Annotated in this window: 19 protein-coding genes; 17 read left to right on the forward strand and 2 right to left on the reverse strand. The window is 70.8% G+C overall.

The window, feature by feature from the left end; all coding sequences use genetic code 11:
• Positions 1-15 precede the first annotated feature (15 nt).
• From FHS23_RS05880 to FHS23_RS05890, 3 genes are read left to right on the forward strand one after another with little or no spacing between them, the layout of a single operon-like run.
• Positions 16-555, forward strand: a complete 540-nt coding sequence (locus FHS23_RS05880) for a gamma carbonic anhydrase family protein (RefSeq protein ID WP_183648951.1) — start codon at positions 16-18, stop codon at positions 553-555.
• A gap of 47 nt (positions 556-602) precedes the next feature.
• Positions 603-1,280, forward strand: coding sequence for a hypothetical protein (locus tag FHS23_RS05885; protein ID WP_183648955.1), 678 nt, complete (start codon positions 603-605; stop codon positions 1,278-1,280).
• Positions 1,281-1,319: 39 nt separating this feature from the next.
• Complete coding sequence (locus FHS23_RS05890) at positions 1,320-2,504, forward strand: benzoate/H(+) symporter BenE family transporter (RefSeq protein WP_183648970.1); 1,185 nt, start codon at positions 1,320-1,322, stop codon at positions 2,502-2,504.
• Between the two features lie 102 nt (positions 2,505-2,606).
• Here FHS23_RS05890 and FHS23_RS05895 read toward each other — a convergent pair whose 3' ends face one another.
• A complete protein-coding gene (locus tag FHS23_RS05895; protein WP_183650962.1) occupies positions 2,607-3,122 on the reverse strand; it encodes an inorganic diphosphatase in 516 nt (171 codons plus the stop codon).
• Between the two features lie 1,008 nt (positions 3,123-4,130).
• On the opposite strand from FHS23_RS05895, the gene dacB reads away from it, so the two are divergent.
• The 13 genes from dacB to folK all read left to right on the forward strand — a co-directional run bounded on the left by dacB (position 4,131) and on the right by folK (position 17,488).
• The gene (dacB, locus tag FHS23_RS05900; protein ID WP_183648973.1) at positions 4,131-5,825 is read left to right on the forward strand and encodes a D-alanyl-D-alanine carboxypeptidase/D-alanyl-D-alanine endopeptidase; all 1,695 of its coding nucleotides are present in this window, start codon (positions 4,131-4,133) and stop codon (positions 5,823-5,825) included.
• Between the two features lie 155 nt (positions 5,826-5,980).
• Entirely contained in the window at positions 5,981-6,970 is a 990-nt protein-coding gene (locus FHS23_RS05905; RefSeq protein ID WP_246381740.1) for a zinc-dependent metalloprotease, read from the forward strand.
• Positions 6,949-7,995, forward strand: coding sequence for a tRNA lysidine(34) synthetase TilS (gene tilS / locus FHS23_RS05910; protein WP_221218963.1), 1,047 nt, complete (start codon positions 6,949-6,951; stop codon positions 7,993-7,995). Before FHS23_RS05905 ends, tilS begins: the two co-directional genes overlap by 22 nt.
• Before the next feature lie 14 nt (positions 7,996-8,009).
• Complete coding sequence (gene hpt / locus FHS23_RS05915; protein ID WP_183648991.1) at positions 8,010-8,582, forward strand: hypoxanthine phosphoribosyltransferase; 573 nt, start codon at positions 8,010-8,012, stop codon at positions 8,580-8,582.
• 184 nt (positions 8,583-8,766) lie between these two features.
• Positions 8,767-9,135 (forward strand): hypothetical protein, encoded by a 369-nt coding sequence (locus FHS23_RS05920; protein ID WP_183648993.1) that lies wholly within the window; start codon positions 8,767-8,769, stop codon positions 9,133-9,135.
• An 18-nt stretch (positions 9,136-9,153) separates the two neighbouring features.
• Positions 9,154-10,659, forward strand: a complete 1,506-nt coding sequence (locus tag FHS23_RS05925) for a WXG100 family type VII secretion target (RefSeq protein WP_343053667.1) — start codon at positions 9,154-9,156, stop codon at positions 10,657-10,659.
• Positions 10,660-10,665: 6 nt separating this feature from the next.
• On the forward strand, positions 10,666-11,460 hold the full coding sequence (locus FHS23_RS05930) for an ESX secretion-associated protein EspG (protein WP_183648996.1): 795 nt from the start codon (positions 10,666-10,668) through the stop codon (positions 11,458-11,460).
• A gap of 89 nt (positions 11,461-11,549) precedes the next feature.
• Positions 11,550-12,338: an ESX secretion-associated protein EspG gene (locus FHS23_RS05935; protein ID WP_183650971.1), complete on the forward strand. Its 789-nt coding sequence runs from the start codon at positions 11,550-11,552 to the stop codon at positions 12,336-12,338.
• Between the two features lie 325 nt (positions 12,339-12,663).
• Entirely contained in the window at positions 12,664-15,096 is a 2,433-nt protein-coding gene (gene ftsH, locus FHS23_RS05940; RefSeq protein ID WP_183648999.1) for an ATP-dependent zinc metalloprotease FtsH, read from the forward strand.
• A 22-nt stretch (positions 15,097-15,118) separates the two neighbouring features.
• Positions 15,119-15,736, forward strand: a complete 618-nt coding sequence (gene folE / locus FHS23_RS05945; protein WP_425501084.1) for a GTP cyclohydrolase I FolE — start codon at positions 15,119-15,121, stop codon at positions 15,734-15,736.
• Positions 15,737-15,771: 35 nt separating this feature from the next.
• Entirely contained in the window at positions 15,772-16,572 is an 801-nt protein-coding gene (gene folP, locus FHS23_RS05950) for a dihydropteroate synthase (protein WP_183650975.1), read from the forward strand.
• Positions 16,573-16,575: 3 nt separating this feature from the next.
• Positions 16,576-16,959, forward strand: a complete 384-nt coding sequence (folB, locus tag FHS23_RS05955; RefSeq protein ID WP_343053668.1) for a dihydroneopterin aldolase — start codon at positions 16,576-16,578, stop codon at positions 16,957-16,959.
• 37 nt (positions 16,960-16,996) lie between these two features.
• Positions 16,997-17,488, forward strand: a complete 492-nt coding sequence (gene folK, locus FHS23_RS05960; protein ID WP_183649002.1) for a 2-amino-4-hydroxy-6-hydroxymethyldihydropteridine diphosphokinase — start codon at positions 16,997-16,999, stop codon at positions 17,486-17,488.
• Positions 17,489-17,503: 15 nt separating this feature from the next.
• Here folK and FHS23_RS05965 read toward each other — a convergent pair whose 3' ends face one another.
• The gene (locus tag FHS23_RS05965; RefSeq protein WP_183649005.1) at positions 17,504-18,484 is read right to left on the reverse strand and encodes a MerR family transcriptional regulator; all 981 of its coding nucleotides are present in this window, start codon (positions 18,482-18,484) and stop codon (positions 17,504-17,506) included.
• A gap of 218 nt (positions 18,485-18,702) precedes the next feature.
• Here FHS23_RS05965 and FHS23_RS05970 point away from each other — a divergent pair, with 218 nt between their 5' ends.
• Positions 18,703-19,146 carry a DUF3180 domain-containing protein gene (locus tag FHS23_RS05970; protein WP_183649008.1) on the forward strand — a complete coding sequence of 148 codons (444 nt, stop codon included), beginning with the start codon at positions 18,703-18,705 and terminating at the stop codon, positions 19,144-19,146.
• Positions 19,147-19,232 lie beyond the last annotated feature (86 nt).

Here is a 19,232-nt window from a genome sequence, read left to right on the forward strand (position 1 = left end):
TCTACGCTGTGGCCCATGCCGATGTTCGCGTTCGAAGGTAAGCGCCCCTCCGTCCACCCCGAGGCGTGGATCGCGCCGACGGCCACGCTCGTCGGCGACGTCGTCGTCGAGAAGGGCGCGTCGATCTGGTACGGCGTCGTCGTCCGCGCGGACTTCGGGCGCATCGTGATCCGCCAGGGCGCGAACGTGCAGGACAACTCGGTGCTGCACGTCAACGACGGGGTGTGCGAGGTCGGCGCGAACGCCACCGTCGGACACTCCTGCATCGTGCACGACTGCACCGTCGGGGAGCAGGCACTCATCGGCAACGCCGCCACGATCCTCGACAAGGCCGCCGTCGGCGCGCGCACCCTCGTCGCCGCGGGCGCCACCGTCACACCCGGCACCGAGGTGCCCTCCGAGGTCGTCGCGATGGGCAGCCCGGCGAAGAAGTTCGTCCCGCTGACCGACTCCGCCCGCGGCTGGGTCGATCACAACGCCGCGATCTACCAGGAGCTGGCCCGCAGGCACGCCGAGGGCGTCGAGGAGATCGCCGAACCCGACCGCCCGGAGTGACCACGTCACGTCGCATGCCGTTCACCTACGGCAGGTAGACCGGGCACGTGCATCCGAACGCGGCGGACTGGACCGCCTACGTCGACGGCTACTGCGAACGACTCGCCCCGGGGCTCCTCGGCGAACCGCTCAACACCATCAGCAACGTCGGGTTCCTACTCGCCGCCGTCGCGGTCTGGCGGCAGGCCCGGGGCCACGTCGGACCCCGGTTGCTCGCCGCCGGTCTGGCGCTCATCTTCGTCGCGAGCACCGCCTTCCACATGCTCGCCACGCGCTGGGCGGGCACCGCAGACTCCGCGGCGATCGCGCTGTTCGTGCTCGCCTACGCGGTCGTGTTCGCGCGCGTGTTCGTGCGCGCGCCCTGGCGCTGGGCATGGCTCGCCGTCCCGGCGTTCCTCGCACTCGCGGTGCCGGTCGTGGCCGGCGCGGACGCACTCGGACTGCCCGGCTCGTCGTACGCCGCACCGCTCGTCGCGCTGTTCGTGCTCGCCGCGCTGACCGCCCGCGACGCCGCGTGGCCCGTGTTCCTCGCCGCAGGCGGTCTGTTCGGGGTCTCGCTCACGTTCCGCTCCGTCGACCACACCGTGTGCGGCTCGTTCCCACCCGGCACGCACTTCCTGTGGCACCTGCTCAACGCCGTCGTGCTGTACCTCGTCACCCGGACCGCCGTCACCCGCTGGGTAGGATCACCCGAACGGGCGGGCCCGCCGACGGCAGGCCGGTAGCACGAACGAAGTGAGCGACAACAGCATGAGCACCACCGCATGACGGCGCCGAAGACCCTCGTACACAGGGCTTTCCCGCCGACCGCCGTGGCCGCGGGCCTGATCTCGGTGCTCGTCGCCGTCAGCAGCACCGCCGCGATCGTCTTCTCCGCCGCACGTGCCGCGGGCGCATCACAGGCGGAAGTGACGTCCTGGATGCTCGCGGTGTGCGTCGCCATGGGTGTCACGTCCATCGGCCTGTCACTGCGCTACCGCGCCCCGATCGTGACCGCCTGGTCCACACCGGGCGCAGCGCTCCTGGCCGCGAGCCTGCACGGCGTACCCATGGCGCAGGCGATCGGTGCGTTCGTCGTCTCGGCCGCGCTCATCACCCTGACCGGCGTCACCGGCTGGTTCGAACGCGTCATGAACCGGATCCCGGTCGCGCTCGCGTCCGGTCTGCTCGGCGGGGTCCTCGTGCACTTCGGTATCGACCTGTTCGGCGAACTCGAGACGAGCTTCGCCGTCGTGTTCCCCATGCTGCTGGCTTACCTCGTGGCGCGCCGCTGGCTGCCCCGCTACGCCGTACTCGTGGCGCTGGCCGCCGGGGTCGCGGCGACGGCCGTCACCGGGACGTTGCAGCTCGACCGCGTCGACCTCGCGTTCGGCGCACCCGTGCTGACCATGCCGGAGTTCGACTGGCAGGTGATCATCAGCATCGGACTGCCGTTGTACATCGTGACGATGGCGTCGCAGAACCTGCCGGGCGTGGCCGTGCTACGCGGCGACGGCTACACCGACGTGCCGCTCTCGCCGGTCGTCGGCACCACGGGCGTGGCGAACCTGCTGCTCGCACCGTTCGGCTGCTTCGGCCTCAACCTCGCGGCCATCACCGCGGCGATCTGCACCGGGCCACAGGCGCTCGAGGACCGTTCCCGTCGCTACCTCGCCGCGGTGTGGGCCGGCGTGTTCTACCTGGTCATCGGTGTGTTCGCGGGCACCGTCGGATCGCTGCTCGGCGCGCTCCCCGAGGCGCTGATCATCGGCATCAGCGGACTCGGCCTGCTCGCCACGATCACGGGGTCGCTCACCTCGGCACTCGCCGACGAGCGGTGGCGCGAACCCGCCGTCGTGACGTTCCTGGCCACCGCGTCCGGTGTGACGCTGCTCGGCATCGGCTCGGCGTTCTGGGGCCTCCTCGCAGGTGTCCTGACAGCCCTCATCACCCGCAGCCGCCGGTCCTGAGACGAGCGCCCCAAGGGCACCTTCGGGCAACGCACACGGATCAGGCGACGAAAAAAGGGACCCGGGCCGAGTGGCCGGGTCCCTTTCTCCTGCTGCGGCGGCTCAGTGCTTGCCGGCGTCCGCGGCCTCCTTCTCGAGGCGCTCACGCTCACGCTCCAGCGAACGCTCGATCTCGGCTTCGGCCTCCATCCGGCCGACCCAGGAGGAACCCTCGACGCTCTTGGCGGGCTCGAGGTCCTTGTAGACCTGGAAGAAGTGCTCGATCTCGAGTTTGTGGAACTCGTTCAAGTGGTGAATGTCCCGCAAGTGGTCGTTACGCGGGTCGCCGGTCGGAACGGCCAGCACCTTGTCGTCAGGGCCCTTCTCGTCGCGCATGCGGAACATGCCGACGGCGCGGCACTTGACCAGGCAGCCGGGGAAGGTCGGCTGCTGCACGAGGACGAGCACGTCGAGCGGGTCGCCGTCCTGGCCGAGCGTGTTGTCGATGAAGCCGTAGTCGGCCGGGTACTGCGTGGCCGTGAAGAGCGTCCGGTCGAGCTTGATCCGACCCGTCTCGTGGTCCACCTCGTACTTGTTGCGCTCCCCGCGGGGGATCTCGATCGTGACGTCGAAGTCCACGGCGTCCTCGCTTGATCTCGTCGGCGCCGCGTCGCTCGCGGCTGAAAATGTCATGTCCTTGCCCGACCAGTGTGGCCCACCGCTCGGTCCGGTAGCACGAAGGATGGCAGTAGTGTGATGTCTGCCCCGTTCGAGCGGCGGAACGCATTAGCACACAGTGGGCATTTGCTGGAGGGGTACGTGTCACAAGGCGACACCGGCGCGGGCGGCGATGTCGGCGGGGGACCGGCGTGGCCGTCGGACGACGTCGACTCGTCATCCGGGAATTCGGCACCCGGGCATTCGACCGCGGAATCGTCGGAATCGCCGGAATCGCCGGAATCGGTGACATCGGACCCCTCGAACCGGGACTCGCCGGGGCCGGGGCCGGCGACGCAGCAGTCGCAGCATTCTTCGCAGCAGCGCACGGAGCCCCAGCGGCAGCCCGAGATCCGGCAGGCGCAGGAACCCCAGCGGCAGGAACCCCAGCGGCAGGAACCCCACAGCGGGCAGGAGCCCGGGCCCTGGCAGGCAGCCCGGCGTTCGCAGGAACCGCAGCCCCGGCAGCCGCAACAACCGCCCCAAACACACCAGCCGCAACAGCCGCAGCCACACCAGGCGCACCAGCCACACCAGCAACCACAGGCACAGGCACACCAGGGCCAGTCACACGAGCCGCAGGACGCCCGGCAGCAGCAGTGGCAGCCGTTCGGGCAGTCGAACGCTCCGGGGCAGGGACAGCCGGTTCGTCCGGCCCCCCGGCCTCCGCGGCCCGACTCGTCTGAGCCCGGCCCGCGGCAGGCTCAGCCCGACCCGAGGCGACATCCACAGCCGAACGCTCCACAGCCTGCGCGGCCACAGCCGAACGGCCCGCATGCGAACCCGCCGCAGCCGGGCCCGCCGCAGCCGGCCCCCTCGCAGTCGGCCGCCTCGCAGTCGGCGCAGTCGCACCGGCCCACGCCACCGCGCCCCGCGCAGCCGCCGATCTCCACCACCCCGGTTCCGCCCGCGGGCACGTCCGCTCGTCCGATGCGCATCGAGCCGGGACCGCAGGTGCACCCGGCAGACCACGCTCGTGACGATTCCGGCGATCCCGACGCCACCACGCCCGACGCCACCACGCCCGACGCTCCCGGCGCGGCGGCCACGGCCGGAGCGGGCGCCGAGGCAGGCACTCCCACCGAGGCCGAACCCGCTGCCGACCACGGCTCGGACGGCGGTTCCGGCCCTCCACCGGACGGCCCGTCGGACGGGGAGGCCGACCCCGACCCCGACCCCGCGCCGAAACGCCGCCGACGCGGGCGCGCCCTGCTGTTCAGCGGGTTGGCGCTGGTGCTCGTCGTCGCGGTCGGCATCACGCTGGCCCTGCCCGCCGTGTCGAACCGGCTCGGCCTGCCCTGGGCGCCGAATCTGCCGAAGGGAGACGAGCCCGAACCCATCGCCGTCACGCGGCAGCTGCAGGCCGTCGAAGGTCAGGGTGCGGCGCCGACGGCGGGCGGTGTGCAGCAGGCGCTCGCCGGTCCTGCGAGCTCGGGGGCTCTCGGCACACTCAGCGGCACGGTCGTCGACGCTGCCAGTGGCGAGACGCTGTGGGCGCAGGGTGAGAACAAGGCCGTGACGCCCGCGTCGGCGACGAAGATCCTCACCGCGGCGGCTGCACTGCTCGAACTCGGGCCCGACAAGCGACTGTCGACCGAGGCGTACGAGGTCGGGCCCGCGGGCGACAGCACGGCCGTCATCGTGAAGGCGGGTGGTGACGTGACGCTCTCGTCGCTGCCGGAGGGTGAGGAGTCGCTCTACCGCGGCGCGGCCCACCTGGACGAGCTGGCGCAGCAGATCGAGAAGGCCACCGACGGCGGTGTCCGAGCGATCGCCCTCGACCAGAGCGTGTTCACCCCGGACAAGACCGGGAAGGGCTGGGCGTCCGAGGACGCCCCGTCGACGTACGCCGCACCGCTCGCCCCGGTCATGCTCGACGGCGGCCGGAAGGATCCGCTCGACGACACCTCCGAACGGTTCGGCGACCCGGCACATCGGATGGTCGAGCAGCTGGCGGGCGAGTTCGCCGCGGCGGAGGTCGACCCCGAGCTGGTGAAGGACAGCCGGGTCGCCGGACTCGACGAGGCCGAACCCATCGCCGAGGTGAAGTCGGCGCCCATGGAACGCCTCGTCCAGCAGATGCTGCAGCTGTCGGACAACACCCTCGCCGAGGCGATCCAGCACCAGGTCGCCATCTCAACCGGCAACGAACCCTCGTTCGAGGGTGGGGCGAAGGCGACCCTCGACGTGCTGCGCGAACACGGCTTCGACGTCAGCGGCGTGAAGCTGCACGACGGCAGCGGCCTCTCGGTCGACAACCGCATCACGCCGAAACTGCTGTCGGAGATCATCGCCGTCGCGGCGGCCCCGGAAGGCGGCGGGAACGCCGATGCGCGCACGTCGACGCTGCGGCCGCTGCTTGCGGGCCTGCCCGTCGCGGGCGGCACCGGCACGCTCGCCGAGCGCTACACCGACGGCACACAGGCGCAGGGCCGCGGGTGGGTGCGCGCCAAGACCGGCACGATCTCGTCCACCGGCACCAACGCCCTGACCGGCCAGGTCGTCACCGCCGGCGGCCGGGTCCTGGCGTTCTCACTGATCACGTCGAAGGCGGGAAACACCGAGGCGGCCCGCAGCGCGCTCGACGACATCGCCGCGACGCTACGGGAGTGCGGCTGCCGCTAGCGCCGGGCAGGCGGCATCCGGCGACGCGGTGCGTGTCCCCGCCCGGTGGGACGGCGCCGCTCGAACCGGTAGCGTCGGCTGGTGTGAACGCCGAGACGAGAGCAGCGCCCGCGAACCCGCTGGTGGACTGGTCACTGGCGGCGTCGACGGGAGCCATGCTGGCACGCGGCGGACCGTCGGTGTCCCGCGAGGAGGCCGGCCGCGCGGTCGCCGACCTGCGCGACCTGACCGTCGACGCGGAGCGCTACGTCCGCGCGCTGACCGGTCTCGGTGAGGGATTGCCGATACCGCCTGCCACCGTGGTCGACCGGCCCGGCTGGGTGCGTTCGGCGGCGGCCGGTCTCGGTGAGCTGACCGGCCGTGCCCTGCCTCCGGAACGCGCGTCGAAACTGTCGTCGCTGGTCGCAGGTGGTGCGGGCTTGCAGACCGGTGTCGTGCTGGCGTTCCTCGGCTCGCGCGTGCTGGGCCAGTACGACCCGTTCGGCGGGCCGGACACCGAGGGTGAACTGGTGCTCGTGGCCCCGAACGTCGTCACGGCCCAGCAGGCGATGAACGTGTCGGGCCGCGACTTCCGGCTGTGGGTCTGCCTGCACGAGTGCACGCACCGGTTGCAGTTCACCGCGGTCGACTGGCTGCGCGACTACTTCGCGGACGAGGTCGGCAAGCTTGTCGGTGGTTTCGCGGGGTCGGACGAGACGGTCACCGCGACGCTGCAGCGCCTGCCGGAGAACCTGCGCTCGCTGCGCGAATCGGGGTCCCGCGACGTGCTGGGCCTCGCCGAGCTGGTCCAGTCGCCGGGTCAACGCGAGGTGTTCGACCGGCTCATCGCTTTGTCGACACTTCTCGAGGGGCACGCGGACTACGTGATGGACGCCGTCGGCCCGGACGTCGTGCCGAGCGTGGCGACGATCCGCAAGCGGTTCACCGAGCGCCGCAAGGGTGGCGGTCTGCTGGACCGGCTGCTGCGCGCGCTGCTCGGCGTCGACGCCAAGGTCCGCCAGTACGAACAGGGCGCGGCCTTCACCAAGCATGTCGTCTCCGCGGTGGGCATGGCCGGGTTCAACGCCGTGTGGGCCTCGCCGGAGACGTTGCCGACCCGCGCAGAGATCAAGGACCCGCAGGCATGGGTGCGGCGGGTTCACTGACGTCCGTGAGCGGGTTCCACGCCGTCGCGGCGGTGCGCAAGGCCGTCCGGGAGTTCCTGCGCACGGCTCCGGAAGCGGTGGACTCGCTGTGCGTCGCGGTCTCCGGCGGCGCCGATTCGCTCGCCCTCGCCGAAGCGACCGCCTACACGTGCCGCGACCTGCGGGTGACGGCGTTGGTCGTCGATCACGGACTGCAGGACGGTTCCGACGCGGTGGCGGACAAGGCGGCGGCCACGGCGCGTGAACTCGGTGTCCACGATGCCCGGGTGCTGCCGGTGTCGGTGTCCGGTCCCGGTGGTCCGGAGGCTGCGGCGCGCAGGGCCAGGTACGCCGCGCTGCGCGAGGCCTCGGCGGGCGCGCCGGTGCTGCTCGGCCACACCCGCGACGACCAGGCCGAGACGGTTCTGCTCGGACTGGGCCGCGGCTCGGGCCCGCGATCGATCGCGGGTATGCGCCCGCACGACCCGCCGTGGGGCAGGCCACTGCTCGGCCTGCCGCGGACGACGACGAGGGCGGCGTGTGACGAACTCGGCATCACGCCGTGGCAGGACCCGCACAATGCGGACAGCCGGTATCGGCGGGTGCGGATCCGTGACGAGGCGTTGCCGACGCTGGAAGACGTCCTCGGCGGCGGCGTCTCGGGAGCACTGGCGCGCACGGCGGCGCAACTGCGCGAGGACGTCGACGTCCTCGACGACCTGGGCGAGGAGTTACTCGCCGCCGCGCTCACGGAGACACGTGACGCGGCGGAGACCTCGCCGGACGCCGTCCCGGAACCGGCGGTGCCGGTGCTCGCCGCGGCACCCGCGGCGCTGCGCAGACGGGCTCTGCGCAGCTGGCTGCTCGGCGCCGGAGTGCGTGAACTCACGGATGCGCACCTGCGGTCCGTGGACGCGCTGATCGCCGACTGGCGCGGCCAGGGCGGCGTTTGGCTCGCGGGGGATTTTGAGGTGCGCCGGGCACGTGGAAAGCTCAGGGTCGAACCGGCAGCGGCCGGGAGCATTACGACGTCAGACCACCGCTAGAGGGGACAGCTGCCGTGTACGAAGGCGACATCGCCTCCGTCCTCATCACCGAGCAAGAGATCAAGGACAAGATCGCCGAGTTGGCCGAGAAGGTCGCCGCGGACTACACCGGAGGCGACGATCCGGCGGGCGAGTCGGGCGGCACCGACCTCGTGCTGGTCGGCGTACTCAAGGGCGCCGTCATGTTCATGACCGACTTCGCGCGTGCGCTACCCGTGCCCGCGCAGCTGGAGTTCATGGCCGTGTCGTCGTACGGCTCGTCGACGACGTCGTCCGGGGTGGTCCGGATCCTCAAGGACCTCGACCGCGACATTGCGGGCCGGGACGTGCTGGTCGTCGAGGACATCGTTGATTCGGGCCTGACGCTGTCATGGTTGATGAAGAACCTGACGGCGCGCCACCCCCGGTCGCTGAACGTCGTGTCACTGGTGCGTAAACACGAGGCGGTGCAGGTCGACGTGCCGGTGAAGTACATCGGCTTCGATATTCCGAACGAGTTCGTCGTCGGCTATGGTCTGGACTACGCGGAGCGTTATCGTGACCTGCCCTACATCGGGACTCTCGACCCGAAGGTGTACTCCACGTAAGGCGGCCCGCTACTCGAGGTGAGCGCATCGCGGCTGGTTCGGTCCACACGGATGACTGCGGAACCGCGGTTCCTTCGATCGCGTCATACCGAACACGTTGATGCGTTAACCTAAGCGAAGATCGCAGGTCGGCTGCCGAAAGGCCTGCCGTCGGCTCTGAGGGGACGTAGGGAGAGTCTGGAAGATGGGGAACAGCAGTCACGCGGACGCGGCGGCGTTCCGCCAGGCGGCGGTCAACGGCCAGGTCGGCATCGACCCGGACCACGCCGAAACGGTGCTGAACAAGCTCCGCACCGGTAAGGACGCGGTCGAGGCGCTGATCCAGAAGTCCGAGGAGCTGGCCACTCCGCCGCAGATCGGCGCGAACCCGGTCGGCAACGCGATGGCCACCAAGTTCTCCCAGCGCGCGGGCGGGGGTGGCGAGTCCTACACCGACGCGCTCCGGAATCTCTACAACCAGTACGACGAGGCCGAGCAGGCGATCACCACTGCGATGCGCCGCTACCGCGACATCGACGCGGACAACGCCCAGCCGTTCACCGGGCAGCTCTGACACAGGGGGAAGTGAGCAGTGAACATCGACAACGATTCCGGTCTGATCGGTTCCGGCCCGACCGGTGACGGCGGCGCCGGAGACACGTCGCTGGACGCGGGTCCTGCCCCGGTCGAGTCGGGGTTCGAGGCCGGTCCTGCTCCGGTGAGCGCCGGGCTGACGGGCGGTCCCGCGCCGGTGACGGGCCCCGGCGACGCGGTGCGGCTCGGCGGGGCCGGCGAGGTCGCCGACATCGTCAGCCGCGCCCGTAACCGGCAGGACGGCTTCTCCTTCGACAGTGAGCGGGCGATCGCCGACCGGCCGAACTGGGAGGCGCACGAGAGCAAGCAGCTCTACGCCTTCGCGACGGTCAACAACGTGCCGGGCAGCGCCGAGGAGATCGGCAGCTCGTGGGGTCGGCACGGGACGACGTTGCAGCAGGTCTCCGAGGATCTGTACGCCACGATCAGCGAACTCGGCACGGCGTGGGTCGGCCAGGCCTCGGGTGCCGCCCAGGGCGCGCTCGTGGGTATCGCCAACTCCAGCTCGCAGGCGGCGGAGGCCGCCAGGGCGATGGGCAACCGGCTCTCGCAGCAGGCCGCAGCAGCCGCGGAGCTGAAGAAGATGCCGCAGCCGGAGGAGTTCGACCCGGCGTCCGAGACCGCGAACATGCTGGCCATGGGGCCCGCCGCGATGGTCAACGACATGAAGGAGAAGTTCGACCAGGCGCGCGCGGTCAAGGCGCAGCAGGTGCAGTACCTGAACACCTACACCGCCGCGATGTCCGAGGTCGACAACTCCACGCCGAGTTTCGGCCCCGAGTCGCTGGGCCTGAAGCAGTCGACGAACTCGAGTGGCACCCACGTCTCGTCGGTCGGCGGGCCCGGCCCGGTCGGTTCCGTCGGCTCGGCCGGTGTCGCCGGCCCGATGGGCGGTGGCCGCGCCGACGGGCTCTCCCTCCACGGCGGCCCCGCGCACCAGCAGGCGCCGAACGCGCCGCAGCAGCAGCCCGCACCGCAGGCGCCTCAGTCGCCCGCCGCGCAGGCTCCGGCTCAGGGCGTCTCCGCGGCGGCCGGTCAGGCTGCGGCTCCGGCGAACTCCGCGGCCGGTGGTCTCGGTGCGGTCGCGGGCGGTGCCGCGCTCGCCGGTGGTGGCGCCGCCGTCGCGGGTCGCGCGCTGTCCAAGGGGAGCAAGACGAGCGCGTCCGAGAAGGAGCAGAACGCCGAGGGCGCGACCACGGCCCAGGCGCAGCAGGCGGCACAGCCCGCCGCGTCGGTGCAGCAGCCGCAGAACACGGGCATGCCGGGTGCCGGTGGCGTCATCGGCGGCCGTGAGGCCGCGGCGATGAGCCCGGCCGCCACTCCGATGGGTGGAGGTATGGGCGGTATGGGTGCCGCGGGTGCCGCTGCGGGTAATGGTCAGGGAGAAGAGGAACACACGCACGCGTCGTTCCTCATCGAGGCCGACCCGGACGACGTGTTCGGAGCGAACCAGGCGACGGCGCCGCCGGTGCTCGGCGCCTGGGGCCCGGACGACGAGGAGTGATGACCGTTGGCGGAGCGGCTCACGCCACTGGAGTTCGATTTCCTGTGGGAGTCGTTCGGCGCCGGTGAGCTGCCCTATCCGCTCGAGGTCCGATCGCACGGCGAGACGCTGGAGCAGCGAGCGGCACTGCGGGCGCAGATCCTCGCACAGCTGGCGGCTCGGGGGCTCGTCGACGAGTCGGGCAGGTCCTCACCGCTGATCGAGGACTGGTTCGGGTGTCTCGCGACGGCTCAGGTGAGCCTGGACTCCGTGCAGGTCGACGCTCCGGATGACGAGCCGCACCTGGCGGTGGCGGCCGCGCTGGGGCCGCAGGGCGTGCTGCTGATCTCCGACTCCGGCGGCTACGTACTCGACCGGGTCCCGCCGGACGGCCTGGCCAGTGCCGTCGTGGGGCTGCTGCCCGCGGAGCGCCGCGGCGAGGAGAAGTCGATCACGGTGCCGCTCGAACAGCTGCTGTCCGGTTCCGGGGTGGACTTCCTGCAGCGGCGTGGTCCGGCCGGTCCGGACGGCAAGGCGGAACCGGACGACGACCGCAAGGCCCTCGCACGGCTCAACGCGCAGCCGCGGCTGCGGGGCGGGCAGATCGGCGCCAACGCCCGCAACGCGTCGGGCGGCAGGACCCGGATGCCGGTGCTGAGCTGGTTCGATACCGAGTCGGGTCGCTACTTCACACAGGCCAGCCGCGGCCAGGACGGCCGGGACTGGATCACCATCGCCCCCGCGGACGCTCCGACGTTGCGGCACCGCCTGTCCGAGATGCTCGCCGGTGCGGCCGGTGCCGCGACGACGGCATCGCTGTGACGGCGGCATTCGAGAAGCGCTGACGAGGTCGGTTCATGTTCACGCACCAGACGAGCACCATCACCGGTTCGGGATTGGTCGGGAGGATCGTGCCCACCCAGGAGTTCTTCAGCCCCGTCACGTTCGATTTCCTGTGGGAACGGATGGGCGCCGGCGAGTTGCCGTACCCGCTGAAGGTCGTCTCGCACGGCGAGACGGAGAGTCAGCGGCGCAGGCTGCGAGACCGCGCCGAACAGGAGATCGAGGCCCGTGGCGTCGAGGGCTCGCCGGTCGAGGGCTGGCTCGACCTGCTGGGCAGGGCGTCGATGGCGGTCGACGCCCTGTTCATCCCCGAGTTCCAGCACCCGCCGGTAGGGGTGATCGCCGCATCGGACGGCAAGCAGGCCGCGCTCGCGATCCAGGACCGGGAGGGCGTGCGGCTGAGCGCCGCCTACCCCGACGGCCTGGCCTCGGCGGTGGTCGACCTGCTCCCTCAGGCGCAGCGCGGCACGGAAGCGTCGATCACGCTCCCGCTCGACGAGGCGCTGCGGGCGCGACCGGACCGCACCGGGGCCCTGGCCGGCAGGGCGGGCGGTGACGCTGACGGCGGTCGCAAGCGCGGCGGCTTCTCCGAGCGTGCGCGGGACCCGCGGGAGGCGTACTCCCAGTTGATCGCCCAGCCGCGGTTGCGGGGCGGTCAGCTCGCGGCGAACAGCAGGGACGAGCTGGGCTACAAGCAGCGGTCGGCCGTCCTGGCATGGTTCGACACGGCGACGGGTCGGTACCTGAGCACCTCCGCGTCCGGCGGCGACGGCAGTGAATGGGTGACCGTCGCGCCCGCGGACGCGAAGACGCTGCGCAGCAGGCTCGGCGAGCTGCTCAGCGGGGTCTGCCGCTGAGCGCTGTGCCCGCCACGCCCGCCGTTCCCTGCCCGGCTCGGCCCTGGTCGGGGAGCGGATCAGGTGATGCCACGCACGGAACGGGAACATGTGCCGGGTGGTGTCCGTTGACCTATCGATGACGGCTGCGGACGTGGCCGGAGCCGATGCACGGATTTCGATGAGGATGCCCCGATGGCCCCGTTAACCGGGCGGTACCCTGATAGAACGGCATTCGCCGCGGCAGTGCGAACCGTGCACCAGCGGGAGTTGACAAGACCGTGACGGCGGAAGTCACCATCCACCGCCTAACCAGGGAGGGTCGAGGCCTCAACGGCCGGATCTAATGGACCGCAAGCGCCTGCTCAAGAACCCACTGCTGTGGATAGTCGCGGTTCTGCTGCTCTATTTCGCGTTCAGCATGCTTTTCGACAGCGACCGTGGTTACACGGCGGTGCCGACCTCGCAGGCCGTGCAGCAGATCGAATCCGGCAACGTCACCGAGGCGAACCTCGAGGACAAGGAGCAGCAGCTCAAGCTGCACCTTTCCGAGGGCATCAACGTCGACGGCGAGAACGCCAAGCAGATCATCACGAAGTTCCCTGGAGGCGCTTCCGGGCAGCTGTACAACGTGCTGCTCGACGCCCGCACGGGCTCCGGTGACAACGGTCAGAGCATCAAGTTCGACACCACGGTCACGCAGGACTCGTTCTTCACGCAGATGCTCATCTACATGATCCCGCTCGGGATCTTGTTGCTGCTGCTGATGTGGATGATGAACAACGCCCAGGGCGGCGGGAACAAGGTCCTCAACTTCGGTAAGTCCAAGGCCAAGCAGCTCAACAAGGACATGCCGACCACGATGTTCCACGACGTGGCGGGTGCCGACGAGGCCGTCGAGGAACTGCACGAGATCAAGGACTTCCTGAGCAGCCCGGGCCGTTACCAGCAGCTCGGCGCGAAGATCCCGAAGGGCGTGCTGCTCTACGGGCCGCCCGGTACCGGCAAGACGCTGCTCGCGCGGGCCGTCGCCGGTGAGGCGGGCGTGCCGTTCTACACGATCTCCGGTTCGGACTTCGTCGAGATGTTCGTCGGTGTCGGCGCTTCACGTGTGCGTGACCTGTTCGAGCAGGCGAAGCAGAACGCGCCGTGCATCATCTTCGTCGACGAGATCGACGCGGTCGGCAGGCAGCGCGGCGCAGGAATGGGCGGCGGCCACGACGAGCGCGAGCAGACCCTGAACCAGCTGCTCGTCGAGATGGACGGGTTCGACTCGCGTGGGGGCATCATCCTCATCGCCGCGACGAACCGTCCCGACATCCTCGACCCGGCGCTGCTGCGGCCGGGCCGGTTCGACCGGCAGATCCCGGTCGCGGCGCCCGACCTGCGGGGCCGCGAGGCGATCCTCCACGTGCACTCGACGGGTAAGCCGTTGGCCGAGGACGTCGACATGAACGCGCTGGCGAAGCGCACGGTCGGGATGTCCGGTGCCGACCTGGCGAACGTCATCAACGAGGCGGCACTGCTCACGGCCCGGCAGCACGGCACGGTGATCACGGACTCGTACCTGGAGGAGTCCGTCGACCGCGTGGTGGGCGGTCCGGCGCGCAAGAGCCGGATCATCTCCGAACAGGAACGCAAGATCACCGCGTATCACGAGGGCGGGCACGCCCTGGCCGCGTGGGCGATGCCGGACATCGAGCCGGTGTACAAGCTGACGATCCTGCCGCGCGGGCGCACCGGCGGGCACGCGCTGATCGTGCCCGAGGACGACAAGGACTTGATGACCCGGTCCGAGATGATCGGCAGGCTGGTGTTCGCCATGGGCGGGCGCACGGCCGAGGAGCTGGTCTTCCACGAGCCGACGACGGGCGCGTCCTCCGACATCGAGCAGGCCACGAAGATCGCCCGCGCGATGGTGACCGAGTACGGCATGAGCCCGCGCCTCGGCGCGGTCAAGTACGGCCAGGAACAGGGCGACCCCTTCGTGGGCCGCGCGGCGGGCCAGCAGGCGAACTACTCCCTCGAGGTCGCACACGAGATCGACGAGGAAGTGCGCAAGCTGATCGAGACCGCGCACACCGAGGCGTGGGAGGTGCTCAACACCTACCGCGATGTCCTCGACGAGCTCGTGGTCGAGGTCCTCGAGAAGGAGACGCTGCAGCGTCGCGATCTCGAGCGGATCTTCTCGGCCGTCGAGAAGCGGCCGCGGATCACGGTGTTCAACGAGTTCGGTGACCGGCTCCCGTCGGAGAAGCCGCCGATCAAGACGCCGCGCGAGCTGGCCGCCGAGCGCGGCGAGTCGTGGCCCGAGCCCGAACCGGCCAGGCAGCCGGAGCCCGCGCCCGTCGCGGCGCCGGCACCCCAGTCGCCGGTGGCGGGCGAGGAACCGCAGAGCGGCGAGCTGCCGCAGGGTGGCTCGCCCCAGGGGGGACAGCAGGAGCAGCCGAGTCCGGGGTCGTACAACCCGTACGCGCCGCCGTCGGGGCCGAACGGCACTCGCGGTCAGAACGGTGGCCAGAACGGCGGGAGGCCCTGGCCGGGGCAGTCGCCCGGAAACAACCAGCCCGGCAACAACCAGCCCGGCCAGCCGTACGGCCAGTCCGGGTCGCGGCCGTCGGGCCCGCCGAACTACGGCGCGCCTCCCGGGTGGACGCCGGCGACCTCGCCGAACCCGCGGCCGACGAGGCCGTGGGCCCAGCCGAACCCGAACCCTCAGCCGCAACAGCGCCCGCAGGACGAGGGCGGCTCCGACGAGCAGGACGGTCACCATCGCTAGCGAGATCTCCGGGAATGGGTACGTGGTGGTCGACGAGAACAGCATCGACGCACCGCGTGCCACGGGCCGGTCGTTCGATCAGGCGCGCGCGGAGGCGGCCGTGCGGGAGCTGCTGCTCGCGTGCGGTGAGGACCCCGACCGCGACGGCTTGAAGGAGACGCCCGCGCGCGTGGCGCGGGCGTACCGCGAGATGTTCGGTGGGCTGTACAACGACCCGGACCACGTGCTGGACCGGACGTTCGACGAGAGCCACGAAGAGCTCGTGCTGGTGACCGACATCCCGCTGTTCAGCCAGTGCGAACACCACCTGGTGCCGTTCCACGGGGTGGCGCACGTCGGTTACATCCCGAACGCGCAGGGCAAGGTGACGGGGCTGTCGAAGCTGGCCCGGCTGGTGGACCTGTACGCGAAACGGCCGCAGGTGCAGGAGCGGCTGACGACACAGGTCGCCGACGCACTGGACCGCAAGCTCAACCCCCGCGGCGTGATCGTGGTGATCGAGGCCGAGCATTTGTGCATGGCCATGCGGGGTATCCGCAAGCCGGGTGCACGCACCACGACGTCGGCGGTTCGCGGGATCCTGGAACGTTCGGCGACCTCGCGTGCCGAAGCGTTGCAGTTGATCAAGGGGAACCGGTGAACGAGCGCATTCCTACGGCGGACCGCTGTGTGGTGATGGGCGTCCTCAACGTCACGCCCAATTCGTTCTCGGACGGCGGCAAGTACCTGAGCCGCGAGGACGCACTCGCCCACGCGCACGCCATGTGGCGGCGCGGGGCGGACATCATCGACGTCGGTGGTGAGTCGACCCGGCCCGGTTCCGAACGGGTCGACGCGGACACCGAATTGGCACGGGTGGTGCCGGTGGTGCGGCAGCTCGCCGCCGACGGCGTCCCGCTGTCGGTCGACACGACGCGTGCCACGGTCGCCGAGGCTGCCGTCGAAGCAGGCGCGCAGATCATCAACGACGTCTCGGGCGGTTTGGCCGACCGGAACATGGCGAAGGTCGCCGCGCAGACGGGCGCTCCGTTCATCCTGATGCACTGGCGTGGCCACAGCAGGGACATGAACGCCCTCGCCGAGTACACCGACGTAGTGGCTGAGGTGCGCGACGAGCTGCGCGCGCGGATCGACGAGGCGCTGGCGGCGGGCGTGTCCGCCGACTCGATCGTCCTCGACCCGGGGTTGGGATTCGCCAAGCGTGCCGAGCACGACTGGGCGTTGCTGCAGCGGCTCGACGAGTTCATCGGCATGGGCTTTCCCGTGCTCGTGGGCGCATCGCGGAAACGGTTCCTCGGTGCCCTGTTGGCGGACGCCGAAGGTGAGCCGCGGCCCGCGTCGGGCAGGGAGGTCGCGACGGCGTCGATCTCCGTGCTGTCCGCTGCGGCAGGCGCGTGGGGCGTGCGGGTGCACGACGTCGGCGCGTCGCTCGACGCCGTGAAGGTCGCCGCCGCCTGGGCCCGGGGAGGGCACTGAGCCGTGGCGGACACCTCGGTGCCGCGGGCACGCGACCGCATCACGCTGACCGGCCTGCGCGTGTTCGGCCGGCACGGTGTGTTCGACGACGAGAAACGCGACGGTCAGGAGTTCGTCGTCGACATCACGGCGTGGCTGGACCTGACCAGCGCCGCCGCGTCCGACGAGCTGACGGAGACGCTGCACTACGGCGAGTTGGCGCAGCTGGCCGCCGACATCGTGGCCGGCGAGCCCTACGACCTCATCGAGAGCGTCGCGGGCCGGATCGCCGACGAGGTGATGACCGACGAACGACTGTCAGCGGTCGAGGTGACGGTCCACAAACCCGCGGCGCCGATCCCGCTGACGTTCGCCGACGTCGCGGTGACCGTCGGGAGGAACCGTTGACCCGGGCCGTCGCCGGTGGCCATCAGGGAGGGATCCGATGAGCCGGGCCGTGTTGTCGCTGGGGTCGAACCTGGGCGACCGGTCGGCGTACCTGCGACGGGCCGTCGACGGTATGCGTGATGCGCTCGTCGCGGTGTCGAGCGTGTACGAGACCGCGCCGTGGGGCGTGACCGACCAGCCCGACTTCCTCAACGCCGTGTGCATCGTGGACGACCCGGTGCGCGACCACTGGGCGTGGCTGCGCGCCGGACAGGCCCTTGAACGCGAGGCCGAACGCGTCCGTGAGCAGCGGTGGGGACCGCGCACGCTCGACGTCGACGTGGTGGCGGTCGACGACGTGCGCTCGACGGACCCGGAACTGCTGCTCCCGCACCCGGGAACGCCCGAACGGGCCACGGTGCTGATCCCGTGGCTCGAGATCGACCCGGACGCCGACGTCCCGGGAGTGGGACGGGCCGATGCGCTCCTCGCCGCCCTACCGGCGGCCGACCGCGACGGCGTGCGCAAGCGCACCGACCTGTCCCTCTGACCCGGCCGACGGCGACTACGCCGACGCGCGAACCGCCGCGACGACCCACTTCGTGGCCGCGACCCTGCTGGGAATGGGCGGCCAGCCGTTGATGATCGCCAACAGCTGCCAGTAGCGCTCCGCCCTGGCGTCGCCGCCCGCGTCGATCTGCCCGGCCAGCCACGTGCGGTACTCCGGGCCGTCGACCGGCTCGGGAACGCCGGCACCCACGAACCACGTGGACGTGTCGGCCTCCCCGAGGGACGCCCGCACGATCTCGTCGGCGAGCGCCCTGCCCTCGGCCGACTGCGGAGAGACGCCACCGTCGAGCAGGTCCTGGGCCCGCGTATGCCAGTCCTCCCAGCGCTGCTTCTGGGCCCACGAGAACGCGTCGACATCCTGGCCCGCCTCGCGCCGCTGTGCCTGCTGCTCACCCATGCCCCGGATCAGCGCCCGGAATTCGGCGTCGGACACGAGCTCGGCGAACTCGATCCACGCCTCCAGCTGCTGCGGCGACGGATCGTCGGGCAGCTCGGGCTTGGCCGACCGCATCCACGCGTAGAACTCCGTGTCCACGTCAAGGCCCTCGGTGACCTCGTCCCAGAACTCGTCGACGAGGCGCTTGCGCTCCTCGTCCGACATCGATGCCAGTTTGTTCATCAGTCCCACCTCTTCCAACTCGGATTCACGGTTCGCGACCGCCCGCAGTACGGCCCTGCGGTGGCGCAGCTCCCGGAGCCGGTCGTCGAGCGCCGCCACGTGCGCCTTCGCCAGCTCCGCGACCGTCGACGCCCCGCCCAGTACCCGCTCGATGTCGGCCAGGGCGAGACCGAGCTCGCGCAACGTGCGCACGAGTTCGAGCCGCGCCAGCGCGGTGACGTCGTAGAGCCGGTAGCCGGCCGCGGTGCGGTCGGTGGGAGGCACGAGACCCTCGTCGGAGTAGAACCGGATGGTCTTCACCGGCAGGCCGGTGCGACGTGCCAGTTCGCCGATCGTGAATCGTCCCGATGGGGTCATCTCCGCCTCCACGAATCCGAGCCTCGAGGCTCCAGTCGGTGGAGAGTCAACAACAATCCGCGGACGCGTGCCTGCCGGATCCGCGGACCGGCGCCGACCGAGGATCGCCGGGCGACGATCGCGATTGCAGAACACGTGGGTCCGATTGCAGAAGCCGCGGTGCTGACTGCAGAACGCGCCGCGGTCTGCGGGTCGGCGGAGCCCAGTACGGTGGGGACATGCACTTCACGCGCCCTCGCGAGCTGGTCGTCGCCGGGCTGGTCGGGCTCGTCGCGGTGTATCTGCTCTTCGAGTTCGCGTACGGACAGTTGCCGAGCCTGCCGACTCTCGCGGGTACGACGTTGCTCGTGCTGGCCGCGATCGAGACGGTGCTGGCGTTCGTGGTGCGGTCCCGGATCCGCGAGGGACGGGTGATCACGGGACTCGGTATCGCCCGTGCCGTCGCGCTGGCGAAGGCGTCCTCGCTTCTCGGGGCTCTCATGCTCGGCGCGTGGCTCGCGGGTGTGGCCTTCCTCGCGCCTCAAGCGGGCGATATCACGGCCGCTGCCGACGATCTGCCCGCCGCGGTGATCGGAACGGCGTGCGCTGCGATGTTGATCGGCGCCGCCCTGTGGCTCGAACATTGTTGTCGCGCACCGGATACCGGCGACCGCGACGAGTGATCAGCACCGACCGGTCAGCGATCAGAACCTGCCGCTCGAAGTACCGACGAGGTCACGATCAGGCAACCGGAAGGTACGGTATCCGG

This window comes from Prauserella isguenensis, assembly GCF_014191605.1.
Taxonomy (GTDB): Bacteria; Actinomycetota; Actinomycetes; order Mycobacteriales; family Pseudonocardiaceae; genus Prauserella; species Prauserella isguenensis.

Coding starts and splice junctions, on each gene's coding strand:
- dacB (WP_183648973.1), top strand. CDS start 4,131: ATGCGCATCGAGCCGGGACCGCAGGTGCACCCGGCAGACCACGCTCGT.
- FHS23_RS05970 (WP_183649008.1), top strand. CDS start 18,703: ATGCACTTCACGCGCCCTCGCGAGCTGGTCGTCGCCGGGCTGGTCGGG.
- FHS23_RS05920 (WP_183648993.1), top strand. CDS start 8,767: ATGGGGAACAGCAGTCACGCGGACGCGGCGGCGTTCCGCCAGGCGGCG.
- FHS23_RS05965 (WP_183649005.1), bottom strand. CDS start 18,484: ATGACCCCATCGGGACGATTCACGATCGGCGAACTGGCACGTCGCACC.
- folP (WP_183650975.1), top strand. CDS start 15,772: ATGGGCGTCCTCAACGTCACGCCCAATTCGTTCTCGGACGGCGGCAAG.
- FHS23_RS05880 (WP_183648951.1), top strand. CDS start 16: ATGCCGATGTTCGCGTTCGAAGGTAAGCGCCCCTCCGTCCACCCCGAG.
- FHS23_RS05905 (WP_246381740.1), top strand. CDS start 5,981: ATGCTGGCACGCGGCGGACCGTCGGTGTCCCGCGAGGAGGCCGGCCGC.
- ftsH (WP_183648999.1), top strand. CDS start 12,664: ATGGACCGCAAGCGCCTGCTCAAGAACCCACTGCTGTGGATAGTCGCG.
- folK (WP_183649002.1), top strand. CDS start 16,997: ATGAGCCGGGCCGTGTTGTCGCTGGGGTCGAACCTGGGCGACCGGTCG.
- FHS23_RS05890 (WP_183648970.1), top strand. CDS start 1,320: ATGACGGCGCCGAAGACCCTCGTACACAGGGCTTTCCCGCCGACCGCC.
- tilS (WP_221218963.1), top strand. CDS start 6,949: ATGGGTGCGGCGGGTTCACTGACGTCCGTGAGCGGGTTCCACGCCGTC.